Source organism: Sinomonas notoginsengisoli (genome assembly GCF_021554725.1).
GTDB classification, from domain to species: Bacteria; Actinomycetota; Actinomycetes; order Actinomycetales; family Micrococcaceae; genus Sinomonas; species Sinomonas notoginsengisoli.
The window spans coordinates 115,582-130,624 of the sequence record NZ_JAIZDP010000002.1 but is presented as its reverse complement, the minus strand read 5'-3'; the positions used below and the strand labels follow the sequence as shown (position 1 = coordinate 130,624).

The following is a 15,043-nucleotide window of genomic DNA, read 5'->3' as shown; positions in this document are numbered from 1 at the left end:
ACGTGGGCGTCCCCCGGAGGGCGGGATGACAGTGAGCACCCATCCGGACCGCATCACCCTGACCGGCGTCTCGGCAACCGGACACCATGGGGTGCTGGACTTCGAGCGGCGCGAGGGGCAGCCGTTCGTGGTCGACGCGGTCCTACACACCGACTTCGGCGAGGCCGCATCCTCGGACAACATCTCGGCGACGGCGAGCTACGCCGAAGTGGCCGAGCGCATCGTAGGGATCATCGGGGGCGAGCCGGTGGACCTCATCGAGACGCTCGCGGTGCGCCTGGCCGAGGCGATCCTGTCCGAGTTCCCCGTGGACGCCGTCGAGCTCACGGTGCACAAGCCGGAGGCACCCATCGCCGTGCCGTTTGCCGACGTGTCCGTGACCGTCTTCAGGGAGCGTGCCCGTGGAGACTGAGCACCACGACTGGGTCAGGGCGGTCCTGGCCCTCGGCAGCAATCTTGGGGCCCGCGCCGAGACGTTGGCCGACGCGGTCGCGGATCTCGTGGACCGCCCGGAGGTGCGCCTCGTCGACGTCTCGCCGGTGGTCCAGACCAAGCCCGTGGGCGGTCCCTCAGGCCAGCCGGACTTCCTCAACATGGTGATGATCGTCGAGACGACGCTCGGCCCCTATGATCTCCTCGAGCACTGCCACGCCGTCGAGGCCAAGCACCACCGCACCCGTGACGTCCGGTGGGGCCCGCGCACCCTCGATGTGGACATCATCGTGTACGGCACCCTCCGCCTCGAGGACCCTGAGCTCACGATCCCGCACCCGCGCGCCGCGGAGCGCGCCTTCGTGCTGTTCCCCTGGGTCATGATCGATCCGCTCGCGGTCCTCGAGGGCCACCCCATCGTCGGGCTGCTCGAGGACTGCGCCGATGCCGAGGGCGTCGAGGGGTATGACCTGCTGACTGACGGGGGGACCGTGTGACACCGCTCAAGCCATGGATCCTGGTGGTCGTCGCGATCGTGGTGGGGCTCGTGGGTGTGGCAGCCAACGTCTTCGCCATGCGGTCCTCCGCACCGACGCCGGTGCTGCCCATCAGCGCGCTCGGGTCAATGGCAGCCATCGCGATCGTGACGCTCGTCCTCGGGATCCGCGTGTTCCGCTGGCGCACAGGCCACCGGTCCCGGATGCTCGACCCGATCTTCGCCGCCCGGACCCTTGTCCTCGCCCACGCGTGCGCGTATGCGGGGGCGGTCCTCCTGGGCTGGCACGGCGGCGTGATCGCGGACCAGGTTCCCCTGCTGTCTTCCCGCGCAGGCACCCCTGCGGTGGAGACGGCGCTGCTCATGATCGCCGGCGGGTTCGTCATGGTCGCGATCGGCTTCATCGTCGAGCGATTCTGCCGGATCCCGCCGGAGGAGGGTGACGAGGACGAGGGGTTGAGTGAGGGCGGTGGCAGGGCCCCTGACACCGAGGGCGGCCTTGCCTAGCCAGAAATCACGCGCGGCCATTGATCCCCCGGGGATCCAGTGGCGCAGCCTCGACCCCCGTTACCGGACGCTGCGTCTAGCCAGTGCGGGCATAGGGGCCGTCGTCTGGGCAGCGCTCGCCTCTGTGCCGCTCGCCGCGGGTGCACTGGGCCTCGCCTCGCCCCCGGGGTGGCTCGCAGCAGGCCTTCCGGCGGCGGCGCTGCTGGCCGGGCTCGTCAACGTGCTGCTCACGCCGCGGCGGGTCCGCGCGACGGGGTACGCCGAGCGCGAGGACGACCTGCTCATCCGCCGCGGCCTCCTCGTGCGCCGGGTGAGCGTGGTCCCCTACGGCCGCATGCAGTATGTCGATGTGTCCGTGGGGCCGCTCGAGCGCGTCCTCGGCCTTGCGACCGTCAGGCTCCACACCGCCGCCGCCGCGACCCGCGCCGAGATCCCGGGCCTTCCCGCGAGCGAGGCTGCGCGCCTGCGCGAACAGCTGGCCGTGCGCGGCGAGGCCCGGCTGGCGGGGCTGTGACCCCGCTCCAGCCCGCAGCGCCAGGGCGCGGCCCGGCTGAGGGGGCGCACGACGCCGCGTGGCAGCGCGTGCACCCCCTCTCACCGTGGGTGCGGGGCTGGATCCTCTTGCTCGCGCTCTTCGTGGGGGTCGGGCGTGACTGGCTGCAGTCGATCCTCACGGGGGAGCCGATGCGCGGCTGGTGGAGCGATGTGCCAGTTCCGGTGCTCGGGTGGGCCGGGGCCGCCGTCATCCTCATCGTGGGCGGCGGGTTCGTCCTCTCGTGGTGGACCACGAGATACCTCGTCGACGAGACAATGGTGCGCGTGGACACCGGGATCCTCTTCCGACAGCACCGGCAGGCGCGTCTCGACAGGGTCCAGGCCGTCGATGTGGTGCAGCCGTTCCTGGCCCGGGTGTTCGGCTTGGCCGAGCTGCGCTTCGAGGTGGCCGACGCGCACGAAAACGCTCTCCGGTTGGCCTTCCTGCCGGAGGCGGAGGCCCAGCGCCTCAGGGCCAGCGTCCTCGCGGCGGCGGCGACGGCGGCGATGGCGGTCGGGGGCGCGAAGGCGTCCACAGCTCACGCCGAGGCCGGGCGCCCGGGCGAGGGCACGCCGTCGTCCGTTCCCGCCGGCTCGGGCGAGACGGGGTCCCCAGAGACGCTTGTGGCCCGGGCACCCGTCGCGCGAATCCTCGCGTCGACGGCTCTCACGCCGTTCGTGATCGTTGCCGCGGTGGTGGGTGCATTGGGAATCCTGCTCGAGGTGTCCACCGGGCTTCGGGGCCTGGGAGCGGCGATCATCCCCGCCCTCCTCGGCGGCGCATTCAGCGCGTGGAACCGGGTCAGCGCCTTCTGGGACTTCCGGGTCCTGGCCGTCGGCGATGGGGTCAGGCTCTCCCGAGGCCTGCTCGAGGCGCGGAGCCAGACCGTCCCGGCGGCGCGCGTCCAGGCGATCCTCATCCGCCAGCCGCTCCTGTGGCGCCCGTTCGGATGGTGGTCTGTCCACGTCAACGTGGCCGGCTACAGGCACACATCGGAGCGCGAGGGCTCCAAGTCGACGCTTCTGCCTGTCGGGACGTCCGAGGACGTGTTCCGCGTACTAGGCCTCGTGTTCCCTGATCCCGGGACGGATCCGGGCACGGGGCGCGGTGTCATCGCCGCTGGCCTCACCGGCACGGGGGAGTGGTGCGGCTTCGTCGGCTCCCCGCCGCCTGCCCGCTGGCTTGATCCGCTTGCCTGGCGGCGCACCGGGTACCTCGCGACGCGCACGGCGCTGCTGTGCCGAACGGGGGCGGCGTCCCGCCGGCTCGTGATCGTCCCGCACGAGCGCACCCAGTCCATTTCCCTCACCCAGGGGCCGCTTGAGCGGCGGCTCGGTCTGGCGGGTGTCGAGCTGCATTCGACGCCCGGACCCGTCCGTCCGGCCGTGCCGCATCTTGCAGTGGCGGCGGCCGAGGACCTGTTCGCCGAGCAGGCGGCCCGCGCCGCCCGTGCCCGTCGACAAGCCCGTCCCGCAGCCGGACTTCCAGCTGGCGAACATCCAGTAGCAGAGAAGCCTATTCCAGGAGGAGCAGCATGACCCAGCAGCCAGCGCGGCCCGGACGTTTGGGAATCGGCGTCATCGGGGCCGGCAAAGTGGGTGCCGTCTTGGCGGCAGCGCTGCGCGCGGCCCAGCACGCGCTCGTCGGCGTCTCCGCCGTGTCAGAGGCGAGCCGCGAGCGCGCGGAGCTGCTGCTGCCGGGGGTGCCGGTCCTGGAGATCCCGGACATCGTGGAGCGCGCCGAGCTGGTGCTGCTCGCGGTGCCCGACGACGCGCTCGCGCCCCTCGTCGACGGCCTCGCGAAGCTCGGCGCATGGCAGGCCGGGCAGCTCGTAGCGCACACGTCGGGGCGGCACGGCGTCGGTGTGCTCGCGCCCGTACGCGCTGCCGGCGCGATCCCGCTCGCGATCCATCCGGCCATGACGTTCACAGGCATGTCCTTGGACCTCTCCCGCCTCACCGACTGCTGCTTCGGTGTGACGGCGGACCCGGCGATGCTGCCCGTGGCCCAGGCGCTCGTGGTGGAGATGGGAGCCGAGCCCGTGGTCATTGCGGAAGGCGATCGGGTGGCCTACCACGCAGCCCTCGCGCACGGGTCGAACCACCTCGTCACGCTCGCTTCGCAGGCGGCCGAGGTCCTGGGCCAGATCGGCGTTGCCGATCCCGCGGCGATGCTAGGACCCCTCTTGCGGGCCTCGCTCGACAACGCGCTCTCCGCCGGCGAGTCCGCACTCACGGGGCCGGTGGCGCGGGGCGACGTGGGGACCGTCAGGGCGCACGTCGCTGCCCTGAGGGAACTCGAGGACCTCCCCGATGGCGGGGTGGGTTCCGCCGATATCCTTGAGGCGTATCGCGCCATGGCGCATGCCACGGCCGTCCGCGCTGAGCGCCGCGGCCGGCTCACGGGGCAGGTGCGGGAACAGATTGAGCATGCGCTTGCGGATGCCGGCGAGCCCGGCGAGGACACGGAAGAGGATCGGTAATGCCCAGCGAGGCTATCCAGGTGGTGCACACACGCGCTGAGCTCCAGCCAGCGGTCGCGCGGCTGCTCGCGGGTAAGACGCCCCGCACCATTGAGGTGGGCGCCGAGAACGCCACGGTGCGCCGGGCCATCGACGGCCCTTCCCTCGGGCTCGTGCCCACGATGGGTGCCCTGCACACCGGACACCGCGCCCTCGCCGAGGCTGCAGTGGCGGCCAACGACGTGGTGGTCGCGAGCGTGTTCGTCAACCCGCTCCAGTTCGGCGACGCCACGGACCTCGAACGCTACCCGCGCACGCTTGAGGCGGACACGGCGCTGCTGGAGGAGGCCGGCGTCGACCTCGTGTTCGCACCTTCAGCGGGGGAGATGTACCCGGGGGGCGAGCCGGAAGTGCGCGTGAGTGCTGGCCCGCTCGCGTCGAAGTGGGAGGGTGCCTCTCGGCCCGGGCATTTCGATGGCGTATGCACCGTGGTCTCGAAGCTGCTGCATCTGGCGATGCCGGGAGGGTTCGACGGCGCGCGGGTCGCCTACCGCGCCTACTTCGGCCAGAAGGACGCCCAGCAGGTCGCGGTGGTGCGCCGGATGGTAAAGGACCTCGACTTCCCCGTCGAGGTGGTGGCCGTGCCGATCGTGCGCGACCCCGACGGGCTCGCCCTCTCGAGCCGCAACCGGTTCCTCTCCGCGACGGAGCGCGACGCCGCGCTGGTCCTCTCGCGGGCGCTGCGGCTCCTCGAGGCCCGGGCCTGGGCACACGAGCCCCTCAATCCAGAGGACGCAGAAGACCTCATTCGGTCCCAGCATCTCGTGGAGCTCGACTACCTGGACGTCGTGGACAACGACACCCTCGAGCCGCTGGCGTTCAACTGCAAGGAGACCCCGTTCACGGGCGAGGCCCTCGCAATCGTCGCGGCCAGGGTGGGGCCGGTGCGGCTGATTGACAATATGCCGCTGCGCGCCCGCTGACTCACCGCGGCCTTGCGCGAAGCGTCAGCTCGAGAAGAACTGTGCAAGCCGGTCGATGAGGGCCTTGGCGGGCCGGGTAGGCGCATCGTGCGCGAGTTTGGGCAGGACGTCGAAGTCGGAGGCGGGCAGCACGCCGTCGAGCTTCCGGGCGGCTTCCGCGAAGTACTCTGGGCTCGCCTCGCCAGCGAGGATGAGCGTCTCGAGGGGCAGCTCGTCGAAGCCCTTGGCCTCGGCGTCGGCGGCGACCACGGCCCGGATCTCCGCCGGCCCGGTCGGGAGGAGCCGCGAGAGCACCTTGCCGACGGGCATGCGACTGCCGATCCGGTTCAGGACCGTGAGCACGGGCAGCGGCAGCTTTGCGATGGGCCCGGCGGTCTGGAGCCCGCGCAGGAGCACGGCGAGCGCCTTCTCCTCGTCCTTGGACGCGACGGCCTCCTCGAACTCAGGGAGCCATTCGGCCTTGATGCTGCCCTCGAACGAGATGATCGGGTCGTACACCGCGAGCTGGCCGATCTCTAGCTCCCGGCCAGCGTGCAGTGCGATGCAGCCGCCGTAGTTGTGGCCGAACACGGAGTCGCTGCCGGTGTGCGCGAGGACCGAGGCAAGGTCAGAGATCTCGGTCGCGAGCGAGTAGTCCTCCGGCTGCGGCGACGACGCCCCGCGCCCACGGCGGTTGTACACGTGCACGGGAGCTTGCAGAGCCTCGGCGAGCCGAAGCGCGAACTCCTTGTACAGATCGGCGGTCACCATCGAGCCGTGCACGACGACGACCCCTCCTCGGGCGGTCATCGACCCCTCCGGGGCGGTGAAGAGCTCCAGAGTGGCTCCGTCCTTGGTGGACACTGTCGAGGAAGCGAGCTGCAGGGCGGCCATGCACCGAGCCTAGCGGCAATGGCAGGGCAGAACCCTCACCGGCGGCTGGCTTAGAATTGAATGCTGTGACCGCAGAGAACAACACGGAGCCCGCCGATGCCAGCGAACAGATGCACATTCGCCGCGACAAGCGGGAGAAGCTGCTGGCGAACGGCGAGGCGCCGTACCCGGTCACGCTCCCGCGCACGCACTCGCTGGCGGAGGTCCGGGCGAAGTACCCCGAGCTAGAGCCGGACGCGGCCACCGGAGAGAAGGTCGGCGTCGTCGGTCGCGTCGTGTTCATCCGGAACACGGGCAAGCTCTGCTTCGCGACCCTCCAGGAGGGCGACGGCACGCGCCTCCAGGCCATGCTGAGCTTGGCCAACGTCGGCGAGCAGCGCCTTGCGGACTGGAAGGCGCTCGTCGACCTCGGCGACCACGTCTTCGTCTCGGGCGAGGTGATCTCGTCCCGCCGGGGCGAGCTCTCCGTCATGGCGGACGAGTGGCAGATGGCCTCCAAGGCCCTGCGCCCCATGCCCACGCTGCACGCCAGCCTCAACGAGGAGACGCGTGTGCGGCAGCGCTACGTGGACCTCATGGTCCGCGAAGAGGCCCGCCAGATGGTGTACACGCGCTCCAGGATCACCAGGAGCGTCCGGGACACGCTCGACTCCCACGGCTATGTCGAGGTCGAGACCCCCATGCTCAACCTCATCCACGGCGGCGCGACGGCCCGCCCGTTCGAGACGCACCTCAACGCGTTCGACCAGAAGATGACACTTCGCATCGCCACAGAGCTGTACCTGAAGCGCGCGGTGGTCGGCGGCATCGAGCGCGTCTACGAGATCGGCCGCGTGTTCCGCAATGAGGGCGTCGACTCGACCCACAGCCCCGAGTTCACCACTCTGGAGTGCTATGAGGCGTACGCGGACCAATTCACCATGGCGGACCGCATGAAGGAGATCATCCTCAATGTCGCGGACGTGGTCGGCACGCGCCAGATCGAGACGCCGGAGGGCACGATCGACCTCGACGGCGAGTGGACGTGGCTTGGCGTCTACCCGGGCCTGTCCGAGGCCGTGGGGGAGGAAATCACGCCGGACACCCCGCTCGAGCGGCTCCTCGAGATCGGCGACGCGCACGGCGCGACCACGGATCCGCTCTGGACCCAGGAGAAGGCAGTGATCGAGCTGTTCGGCGAGATCGTCGAGCCCACGCTCCTGAACCCGACGTTCGTCTACGACTATCCGCCCTCGGCCCAGCCGCTGGCGCGCCCGCACCGTGAGGACCCGCGGCTCATCGAGGCGTGGGACCTCATCATCGGCGGCATGGAGCGCGGCACCGCATTCTCCGAGCTCATCGACCCCGTCATCCAGCGCGACCGGCTGACCGAGCAGTCGCGTCTGGCTGCCGAGGGCGATGACGAGGCCATGGCCCTCGACGAGGACTTCCTCCGCGCCCTCGAATACGGAGCCCCACCCATGGGCGGAATCGGCCTCGGCATCGACCGTCTGGTCATGCTGTTCACCCAGACCGGCATCCGTGAAACGATCCTGTTCCCCCTTCTGAAACCTGAGGCCAACTGATGGATTACGTCTTTGCCCTTCTCCCGCCCCTTGTGGTGGGGCTGATTTTCTGGTTTTCGATGCGCGCTATCTTCAACGCGGACAAGTCGGAGCGCGAGGCCCTCGCGCAGGCTGAGCGCGAGTCAGGCGATACCCAGAGCAATTGATCGCCCTTTAGTGCCGGAACGCGTGTTTCTTTGACGTGTGGGCATTGTTAGCTACATACTGTGATTGCGCGGTACCCGAATCCAATTTCGCTCGATACATTGGGGAGCCGATGGTTGCCTTGGACAATGGCCACGCCCCCCAGCGCTGACACGGAAGAGAGCCAACACAAATGGCACAGAAGGTCCAGATCATTCTTGAGGACGACATCGACGGCGGCAAAGCTGACGAGACAGTCCGTTTCAGCCTTGACGGGTCCAGCTACGAGATTGACCTCTCCACGGCAAATGCCTCCAAGCTGCGCGATGCCCTCGCGGAGTTCATTTCTGCTGGCCGCAAGGCGACGGCCCGGGCCGGTGCGGCCCCGAAGGGGCGTTCTGCGTCTTCCGCATCGTCGGGCTCACGCAATTCGGAATCCGCCAAGATCCGGCAGTGGGCTCGTGACAATGGCTACAGCGTGAATGCCCGCGGCCGTATCCAGCAGGAGGTCCAGGAGGCCTACCGCCACGCCAATGGCTGATCTGGCGTCAATAGCGACTGAAGGCCGTTTGGCCAACGGAAATCCCGGTGCCGGTGCGCCGGGATTTCCTGCTTCTCGGGCGGAGATATTCGCGCTTTTGAGGGTCCGGGCGCTTCCTCGGGGTTCGCACGACGGCGCGGCGAGCCGTCGCGCGAGACGAGCGGGCGGCGTCGTCCGCTCGGGAACGGGTGGCCGCGGGCAGCGTCACCGGTTCACCCTGTGGCGAACACCGCTTTCGAAAGGGTCTTCGGCACGTAGCATCGAACTACGCAGTGCACCCAAGCTAAACCGGGGAGTTCGAGCAATGTTCGAGAGATTCACAGACCGCGCCCGTCGCGTGGTGGTGCTGGCCCAAGAAGAGGCCCGCATGCTCAACCACAACTACATCGGCACCGAGCACATCCTCCTGGGACTGATCCACGAGGGTGAAGGAGTCGCGGCCAAGGCTCTCGAGTCCCTGAGCATCTCGCTGGACGGTGTCCGCGAGCAGGTGCAGGAGATCATCGGCCAGGGCCAGCAGGCCCCGTCCGGTCACATCCCCTTCACACCGCGTGCCAAGAAGGTGCTCGAGCTCTCGCTCCGCGAGGCGCTCCAGCTCGGCCACAACTACATCGGCACCGAGCACATCCTCCTCGGCCTCATCCGTGAGGGCGAGGGCGTGGCCGCCCAGGTCCTGGTGAAGCTCGGCGCGGACCTCAACCGTGTGCGCCAGCAGGTCATCCAGCTCCTGTCCGGCTACCAGGGCAAGGAGTCGGCAGCGACCGGCGCTGGCCCTGGCCAGCCTGAGGGTACCCCTGCGGGCTCGGTGGTGCTGGACCAGTTCGGCCGCAACCTCACGCAGGCCGCGCGGGAGAACAAGCTGGACCCGGTGATCGGGCGCGAGCACGAGATGGAACGCGTCATGCAGGTCCTCTCGCGCCGCACCAAGAACAACCCTGTGCTCATCGGTGAGCCCGGAGTCGGCAAGACCGCCGTCGTGGAGGGCCTCGCCCAGGCGATCGTCCGCGGCGACGTGCCGGAGACTATCAAGGACAAGCAGCTCTACACGCTGGACCTCGGGTCCCTCGTGGCGGGCTCCCGCTACCGCGGTGACTTCGAGGAGCGCCTGAAGAAGGTCCTCAAGGAGATCCGCACGCGCGGCGACATCATCCTGTTCATCGACGAGATTCACACCCTCGTCGGCGCGGGCGCCGCCGAGGGCGCGATCGACGCAGCGAGCATCCTCAAGCCGATGCTCGCCCGCGGCGAGCTCCAGACCATCGGTGCCACAACGCTGGACGAATACCGCAAGCACATCGAGAAGGACGCCGCGCTCGAGCGCCGCTTCCAGCCGATCCAGGTATCCGAGCCCTCTGTTGCCCTCGCCATCGAGATCCTCAAGGGCCTCCGCGACCGCTACGAGGCGCACCACCGTGTGACGATCACCGACGGCGCGCTCGCTGCCGCCGCTAACCTCGCCGAACGGTACATTTCGGACCGTTTCCTGCCGGACAAGGCGATCGACCTCATCGACGAGGCGGGCGCTCGCCTGCGCATCCGCCGCATGACTGCTCCGCCGGAACTCAAGGCCCTGGACGAGCGGATCGCCGAGCTCAAGCTTGAGAAGGAGTCGGCGATTGACGCCCAGGACTTCGAGGGCGCCGCGTCGCTGCGCGACAAGGAGCAGAAGCTCATTTCGGAGCGAGCCGAGCGCGAGCGTGCCTGGAAGTCCGGCGACATGGACGGCGTCGCCGAGGTGGACGAGGACCTGATCGCCGAGGTCCTCGCGAACTCGACCGGCATCCCGGTGTTCAAGCTCACCGAGGAGGAGTCTTCGCGCCTGCTCCACATGGAGGACGAGCTCCACAAGCGTGTGGTCGGCCAGGACGATGCGATCAAGGCGCTGTCCCGTTCGATCCGCCGCACGCGGGCGGGCCTGAAGGACCCGAAGCGCCCGGGTGGGTCGTTCATCTTCGCCGGTCCGACCGGCGTCGGCAAGACCGAGCTCGCCAAGGCCCTCGCCGAGTTCCTGTTCGGCGAGGAGGACGCGCTCATCACGCTGGACATGTCCGAGTTCTCCGAGAAGCACACCGTCTCCCGGCTTTTCGGTGCCCCTCCGGGGTACGTGGGCTACGAGGAGGGCGGCCAGCTCACCGAGAAGGTCCGCCGCCGCCCGTTCTCCGTGGTGCTGTTCGACGAGGTGGAGAAGGCCCATGCGGACTTGTTCAACTCGCTCCTGCAGATCCTTGAGGACGGCCGCCTCACCGACTCCCAGGGCCGGGTGGTGGACTTCAAGAACACCGTGATCATCATGACCACCAACCTCGGCACGCGGGACATCTCCAAGGGCGTCATGACTGGCTTCCAGTCGGGGACGGACACGAAGACGGGCTACGAGCGCATGAAGTCGCGCGTGACGGAGGAGCTCAAGCAGCACTTCCGCCCGGAGTTCCTCAACCGCGTCGACGATGTCGTCGTGTTCCCGCAGCTCACGCAGGAGGAGATCATCGAGATCGTGGACCTCATGGTCGCCCGCCTCGAGCAGCGCCTCAAGGACAAGGACATGGGCATCGAGCTGACGCACGCCGCCAAGGTCCGGCTCGCCACGACCGGCTACGACCCGACCATGGGCGCTCGGCCCCTGCGCCGTACGATCCAGTCCGCGATCGAGGACCAGCTGTCCGAGAAGATCCTCTTCGGCGACCTGTCTGCCGGCGACATTGTGGTGGTGGACGTCGAGGGCGAGGGAGATGAGGCGAAGTTCACCTTCACCGGCACGCCGCGTCCCGAGGTTCCGGAGGTCGTCTCGCTCGCGAAGGGCGGCTCCGGCAAAGAGCTCGGAGCCTAGCTGCTGGATGCCGCCCGCTCGCAGGGCGGGACCGAATCTGCGCACGACGACGGCCCCTCACCTCCCGGGAGGTAGGGGGCCGTTCGCGTGGGTCACCGCGGGTTGTGCACCCTATACGTCAGGATCTCGGTCCCGGCTGCTTCGTCACCATCATCGGGGGCGACGTGCAGGAGCACCGCGCCGTCGGTGTCGCGGGATAGGACAAACGGATTGCGCAGAATGTTGTGTCCTGCCGAACTGAAGACGGGGAGAGGGACCTCGGCCTCGATCTTGCGTGCCGGGAAGTCGACGACGGTGAGGCCACCCAGCTCGTACCGTCCCCCGTGGGCGTCCGGAAGCTCGGTGATGCCCGCGCAGACCAGCCTTCCCTCGCCGTCGTACTGCGCTTCTTGGAAATCAACATGCCAGCTCGGGTTGTCCCAGGCCTCTGGCTCACCGGTCACGGTGTGGCCCTTCACATCCCACCGGTAGAGGCGCCGGGAGCCCCAGCTTGCCCCGTAGAGAAACCCGGTTTCGGGGGCCGGGGCAAGCCAGGTGATGTGGTCGTCCACTTGGAAGCGCTCGGTGAGCTCGAGGCTGGAAGGATCGAGGGAGTAGACGATGCTGCGGCTGTCGGCGCGGTACTCCCCGACCGGCACCCAGAGCGTCGTGTCCACGAAGTCGATTCCGCTCGGATGGTAGGCGTCACCGTCCCCCACGACGAGATCTTCGACGAGCGTCCCGTCCGGCGCGATGACGAGAATGTGGCCTCGTCCGCGCCCCGGCGCCCGGCGGGCAGGGTCGCCGTTGCCACCCGGAAGCGCAAGCGGAGGGTCGAGGACCTCGACGGTCGTGAGGAAGATGCGACCGGCGGCAAACGCCATGCCCTGTGGATGATAGGTGGGGAACTGCAGCGGCATGCGGCGGACGAGGTCGAAGCCGGTGCGCCGCGTCCACATCGCTACCTCTGCCGAGAGGCTGCCATCGCGAACAGGCTCAGACCACATGGTCCGGCTCCTTCGCCGTGCTACGGGACGAAGACCAGAGCGCATAGAGCTCGGCGGCGTAGTCCGGATGTGCCGCAAGGATCCCGCCGCGCTCCGGCCAAGCCGTTGCATTGCCGTCGTCGTCGAGCAGCACCCCCCCGGCCTCCCGAAGGATGAGCGCGGACGCAAGGTGGTCAATGGGGCTGAAGCGCTCGATGACGGCCCCAACGCCCCTCTCTGCGGCCGGTCCAGCCACTGAAAGAGCCCCAGACCCCATGATGCGCGCCGTACAGAAGCTGTCTCTGAGCGCGTCGATGAAGGCACTCATGCCGGGCCAGGCGTTGTGGCCCTGAAGCTCGGTGTGCACCATCTTCCCCGCGAGCGAATTTCCTGCGGATCCGTCGCCGGTCTGGCCCGCGGTAGTTCGTCCTTGCCTGAGATCGAGGCGTTCTCCGTCGAGCTCAGCGCCGTAGCCGGCGACGGCGGCAAAGACCTGTCCCTGCCAGACGTCTGCCACCACGCCGACGAGCGGCTCGTGGTCGATAGCGAGGGCAAGGGAGAATGCTGTCCACGGGACACCGTTCGCGAGGTTGGCCGTCCCGTCGACGGGGTCGACGTACCAGCACGGTACTCCCGCCACAGGCGTCCCGCCGAGCTCCTCCCCGACCACGACGTGGTCGGGGAGGCGATCAGCTATCACTTCACGGACGTACTTTTCCACGGCAACGTCCACGTCGGTGACGTGGTCGGCGGCATTCGCCTTGGCGGCGATGGCACCGAGTTCGGCACCGCGGGTGTACTCGATCGCCCAATGAGCGAGTTCGTCGGCCACGGCCGCCGCCAACGCGAGTTCCTCGCTCGCCAGATGCCGCGGGCGGGGAGCGGCAGCCCAGGCTGCGGGGCCCTCAGCGATGACTCCACGGAGGATGGAGAGCCGGTTGGTCGTCACGGCGTCGGCGCCTAGGGCGAGCGCCCAGCGCATCCCGTCCTCAGAGTCGACTGTCCAGCAGGCCATGAGGGCGCCCGCCGCGTGCACGGCTTCCACGAGGGCAGGGCTGAGAACCGCGTAGGCGGAGTTCACTGCCGCAGGCCGGATGCGCTCGAGGAGCTCTGCCGTGGGCAGTTCACGTCGGTTCCAGGGAAGCCAGACGTGGGCCTCCGGATCGAGATCGCGGACCGCTGTCACGGCTTCGAGGCATCCGCACCAGGCAACCCGTGCCGGCGTGGTGCCGGTGCTGCGGGCAGCGGTCTCGTGCTGGCGGACGACGGCCACGCTGGGCGCTGCCGGCTCTACGGCGTCCATGTCGATGAGGAGCGTCGAAGAGCTGCCGGCGACGAGATCCAGGGCATCAGCGAGGAGCGGAATGCGGTCTTCTCCGCGGCCCAGCACCGCGATGTCCGACCACGCCACGTCGCTGAGGTCCCGGGGGTCCTCCCAGAGCCGCGCGAGCGTTGAATCGTGGAGGAGGACGACCATTCCGTCCCGGGTCACCCGGACATCAACCTCGACGAAGTCGGCGCGGGCGCCGACGGCTGAGCGCACCGCGGCAAGCGTATTCTCGCGGTGGTGCTCGACGTCGCCGCGGTGGGCGGTGACGAGCGGCGCAGTCGCGGGGCCGAGGTGGGAAAGCACTGTGGTGCTCACGCGCCCTGCCTCGTGCCGACCCGCTTGCCGTCCTCGAAGTCGAGCCACTTCGCCACACGGGCGAATCCGTGGCTGCCGACGGTGGGCGGAGTGCCAGTGACGAAGCTGCGCAGTTGCGCGTCCTCGCGGGAGAGGTAGAGCTCGGCGAAGTGACCGCGCGGGACAACTCGCTCGACGGTGGCGGAGTGCCAGCCGGTGACGGCCTCTGTGCCGAGGAGGTCCGATGCGAAGACCACATCCTCGGGCCGCACGCCGACGACACCGCTGCCCGCGACGAGGCGGCCGTCCTCGACTCGCCCCTCGAGTCGGTTGAGGCTGCCAATGAAAGTCGCGACGAACTCCGTGGCCGGTGCACTGTAGAGCTCGGCTGGTGTGCTGAACTGCTCGATCCGCCCCGCGTTCATCACGGCGATGCGATCCGATATTGACATGGCCTCCTCCTGATCGTGTGTGACGATCAGGGTCGTGATGCCGAGACGCTGTTGGATCTGCCGGATGTCTTCGCGGACCTTGACACGCAGCTTGGCATCGAGGTTGGAGAGGGGTTCGTCAAGGAGGAGGAGTTCGGGCTCCTGGACGAGCGCGCGGGCGAGCGCCGTACGCTGCTGTTCGCCGCCTGAAATGCGCGCGGGCCGGGAATCCTTGTGATGCAGGAGGTTGACGAGAGCGAGAGCAGCGTCGACACGCTTGGCAATCACCGTCTTGGACAGCTTCGGATTGTTGCGCAGTTTGAGCGGGAAGCCCACGTTCTTCGCAACGGTCATGTGGGGCCAGAGGGCGTAGTTCTGGAACACCATAGCGCTCGGGCGCTGCTCGGGCCCGAGGTGCACGACCTCCCGGCCGTCAACCTTGATGGATCCGGCGTCGGGGGCCAGGAAGCCGGCGACCATGCGGAGCGTCGTGGTCTTACCGCAGCCGGACGGCCCGAGAAGCGAGACGAGCTCACCGGGCTGGACCGTCATGTCGAGGTTGTCGATGATCGTTCGTCCCCCGAGCACCTTGTGGAGGCCTCGGATCTCAAGTCCTCCCGCCGACTCGGGCCGTGTCGGGGTGTCGGCGGTCGTCGCGGATGTCGTCTTGCTGGTCATGG

15 protein-coding genes are annotated in these 15,043 nt (G+C 68.8%); 11 read left to right on the top strand and 4 right to left on the bottom strand.

Going from position 1 to position 15,043, the window contains the following annotated elements; translation table 11 throughout:
* Window positions 1–25 precede the first annotated feature (25 nt).
* Genes folB through panC form a run of 7 tightly spaced genes read left to right on the top strand, consistent with a single transcriptional unit; the run spans window position 26 to window position 5,414 of the window.
* The gene (folB, locus tag LF262_RS06135) at window positions 26–412 is read left to right on the top strand and encodes a dihydroneopterin aldolase (RefSeq protein WP_235779409.1); all 387 of its coding nucleotides are present in this window, start codon (window positions 26–28) and stop codon (window positions 410–412) included.
* A complete protein-coding gene (folK, locus tag LF262_RS06130) occupies window positions 402–929 on the top strand; it encodes a 2-amino-4-hydroxy-6-hydroxymethyldihydropteridine diphosphokinase (protein ID WP_235779408.1) in 528 nt (175 codons plus the stop codon). Before folB ends, folK begins: the two co-directional genes overlap by 11 nt.
* Window positions 926–1,435, top strand: a complete 510-nt coding sequence (locus tag LF262_RS06125) for a DUF3180 domain-containing protein (protein WP_235779407.1) — start codon at window positions 926–928, stop codon at window positions 1,433–1,435. The genes folK and LF262_RS06125 overlap by 4 nt, the downstream gene beginning before the upstream one ends.
* Complete coding sequence (locus tag LF262_RS06120) at window positions 1,428–1,949, top strand: PH domain-containing protein (protein WP_235779406.1); 522 nt, start codon at window positions 1,428–1,430, stop codon at window positions 1,947–1,949. Before LF262_RS06125 ends, LF262_RS06120 begins: the two co-directional genes overlap by 8 nt.
* A complete protein-coding gene (locus LF262_RS06115; protein ID WP_235779405.1) occupies window positions 1,946–3,508 on the top strand; it encodes a PH domain-containing protein in 1,563 nt (520 codons plus the stop codon). Before LF262_RS06120 ends, LF262_RS06115 begins: the two co-directional genes overlap by 4 nt.
* Window positions 3,505–4,452 (top strand): Rossmann-like and DUF2520 domain-containing protein, encoded by a 948-nt coding sequence (locus LF262_RS06110; RefSeq protein ID WP_235779404.1) that lies wholly within the window; start codon window positions 3,505–3,507, stop codon window positions 4,450–4,452. Before LF262_RS06115 ends, LF262_RS06110 begins: the two co-directional genes overlap by 4 nt.
* Window positions 4,452–5,414 carry a pantoate--beta-alanine ligase gene (gene panC, locus LF262_RS06105; RefSeq protein ID WP_235779403.1) on the top strand — a complete coding sequence of 321 codons (963 nt, stop codon included), beginning with the start codon at window positions 4,452–4,454 and terminating at the stop codon, window positions 5,412–5,414. Before LF262_RS06110 ends, panC begins: the two co-directional genes overlap by 1 nt.
* 24 nt (window positions 5,415–5,438) lie before the next feature.
* On the opposite strand, the gene LF262_RS06100 is transcribed toward panC, so the two are convergent.
* On the bottom strand, window positions 5,439–6,287 hold the full coding sequence (locus tag LF262_RS06100; RefSeq protein WP_235779402.1) for an alpha/beta fold hydrolase: 849 nt from the start codon (window positions 6,285–6,287) through the stop codon (window positions 5,439–5,441).
* 110 nt (window positions 6,288–6,397) lie between these two features.
* On the opposite strand from LF262_RS06100, the gene lysS reads away from it, so the two are divergent.
* The 4 genes from lysS to LF262_RS06080 all read left to right on the top strand — a co-directional run bounded on the left by lysS (window position 6,398) and on the right by LF262_RS06080 (window position 11,343).
* On the top strand, window positions 6,398–7,852 hold the full coding sequence (gene lysS / locus LF262_RS06095) for a lysine--tRNA ligase (RefSeq protein WP_235779667.1): 1,455 nt from the start codon (window positions 6,398–6,400) through the stop codon (window positions 7,850–7,852).
* The gene (locus tag LF262_RS06090; RefSeq protein ID WP_235779401.1) at window positions 7,852–7,998 is read left to right on the top strand and encodes a hypothetical protein; all 147 of its coding nucleotides are present in this window, start codon (window positions 7,852–7,854) and stop codon (window positions 7,996–7,998) included. Before lysS ends, LF262_RS06090 begins: the two co-directional genes overlap by 1 nt.
* 170 nt (window positions 7,999–8,168) lie before the next feature.
* The gene (locus tag LF262_RS06085) at window positions 8,169–8,516 is read left to right on the top strand and encodes a histone-like nucleoid-structuring protein Lsr2 (protein WP_235779400.1); all 348 of its coding nucleotides are present in this window, start codon (window positions 8,169–8,171) and stop codon (window positions 8,514–8,516) included.
* Window positions 8,517–8,820: 304 nt separating this feature from the next.
* Window positions 8,821–11,343 carry an ATP-dependent Clp protease ATP-binding subunit gene (locus tag LF262_RS06080; protein ID WP_235779399.1) on the top strand — a complete coding sequence of 841 codons (2,523 nt, stop codon included), beginning with the start codon at window positions 8,821–8,823 and terminating at the stop codon, window positions 11,341–11,343.
* Window positions 11,344–11,435: 92 nt separating this feature from the next.
* Here the strand turns inward: LF262_RS06080 and LF262_RS06075 are convergent, their stop codons facing one another.
* From LF262_RS06075 to LF262_RS06065, 3 genes are read right to left on the bottom strand one after another with little or no spacing between them, the layout of a single operon-like run.
* A complete protein-coding gene (locus LF262_RS06075; RefSeq protein WP_235779398.1) occupies window positions 11,436–12,329 on the bottom strand; it encodes a DUF6454 family protein in 894 nt (297 codons plus the stop codon).
* Window positions 12,319–13,953, bottom strand: coding sequence for an inositol monophosphatase family protein (locus LF262_RS17085; protein ID WP_235779397.1), 1,635 nt, complete (start codon window positions 13,951–13,953; stop codon window positions 12,319–12,321). Before LF262_RS17085 ends, LF262_RS06075 begins: the two co-directional genes overlap by 11 nt.
* The gene (locus tag LF262_RS06065) at window positions 13,950–15,041 is read right to left on the bottom strand and encodes an ABC transporter ATP-binding protein (protein WP_235779396.1); all 1,092 of its coding nucleotides are present in this window, start codon (window positions 15,039–15,041) and stop codon (window positions 13,950–13,952) included. Before LF262_RS06065 ends, LF262_RS17085 begins: the two co-directional genes overlap by 4 nt.
* Window positions 15,042–15,043 lie beyond the last annotated feature (2 nt).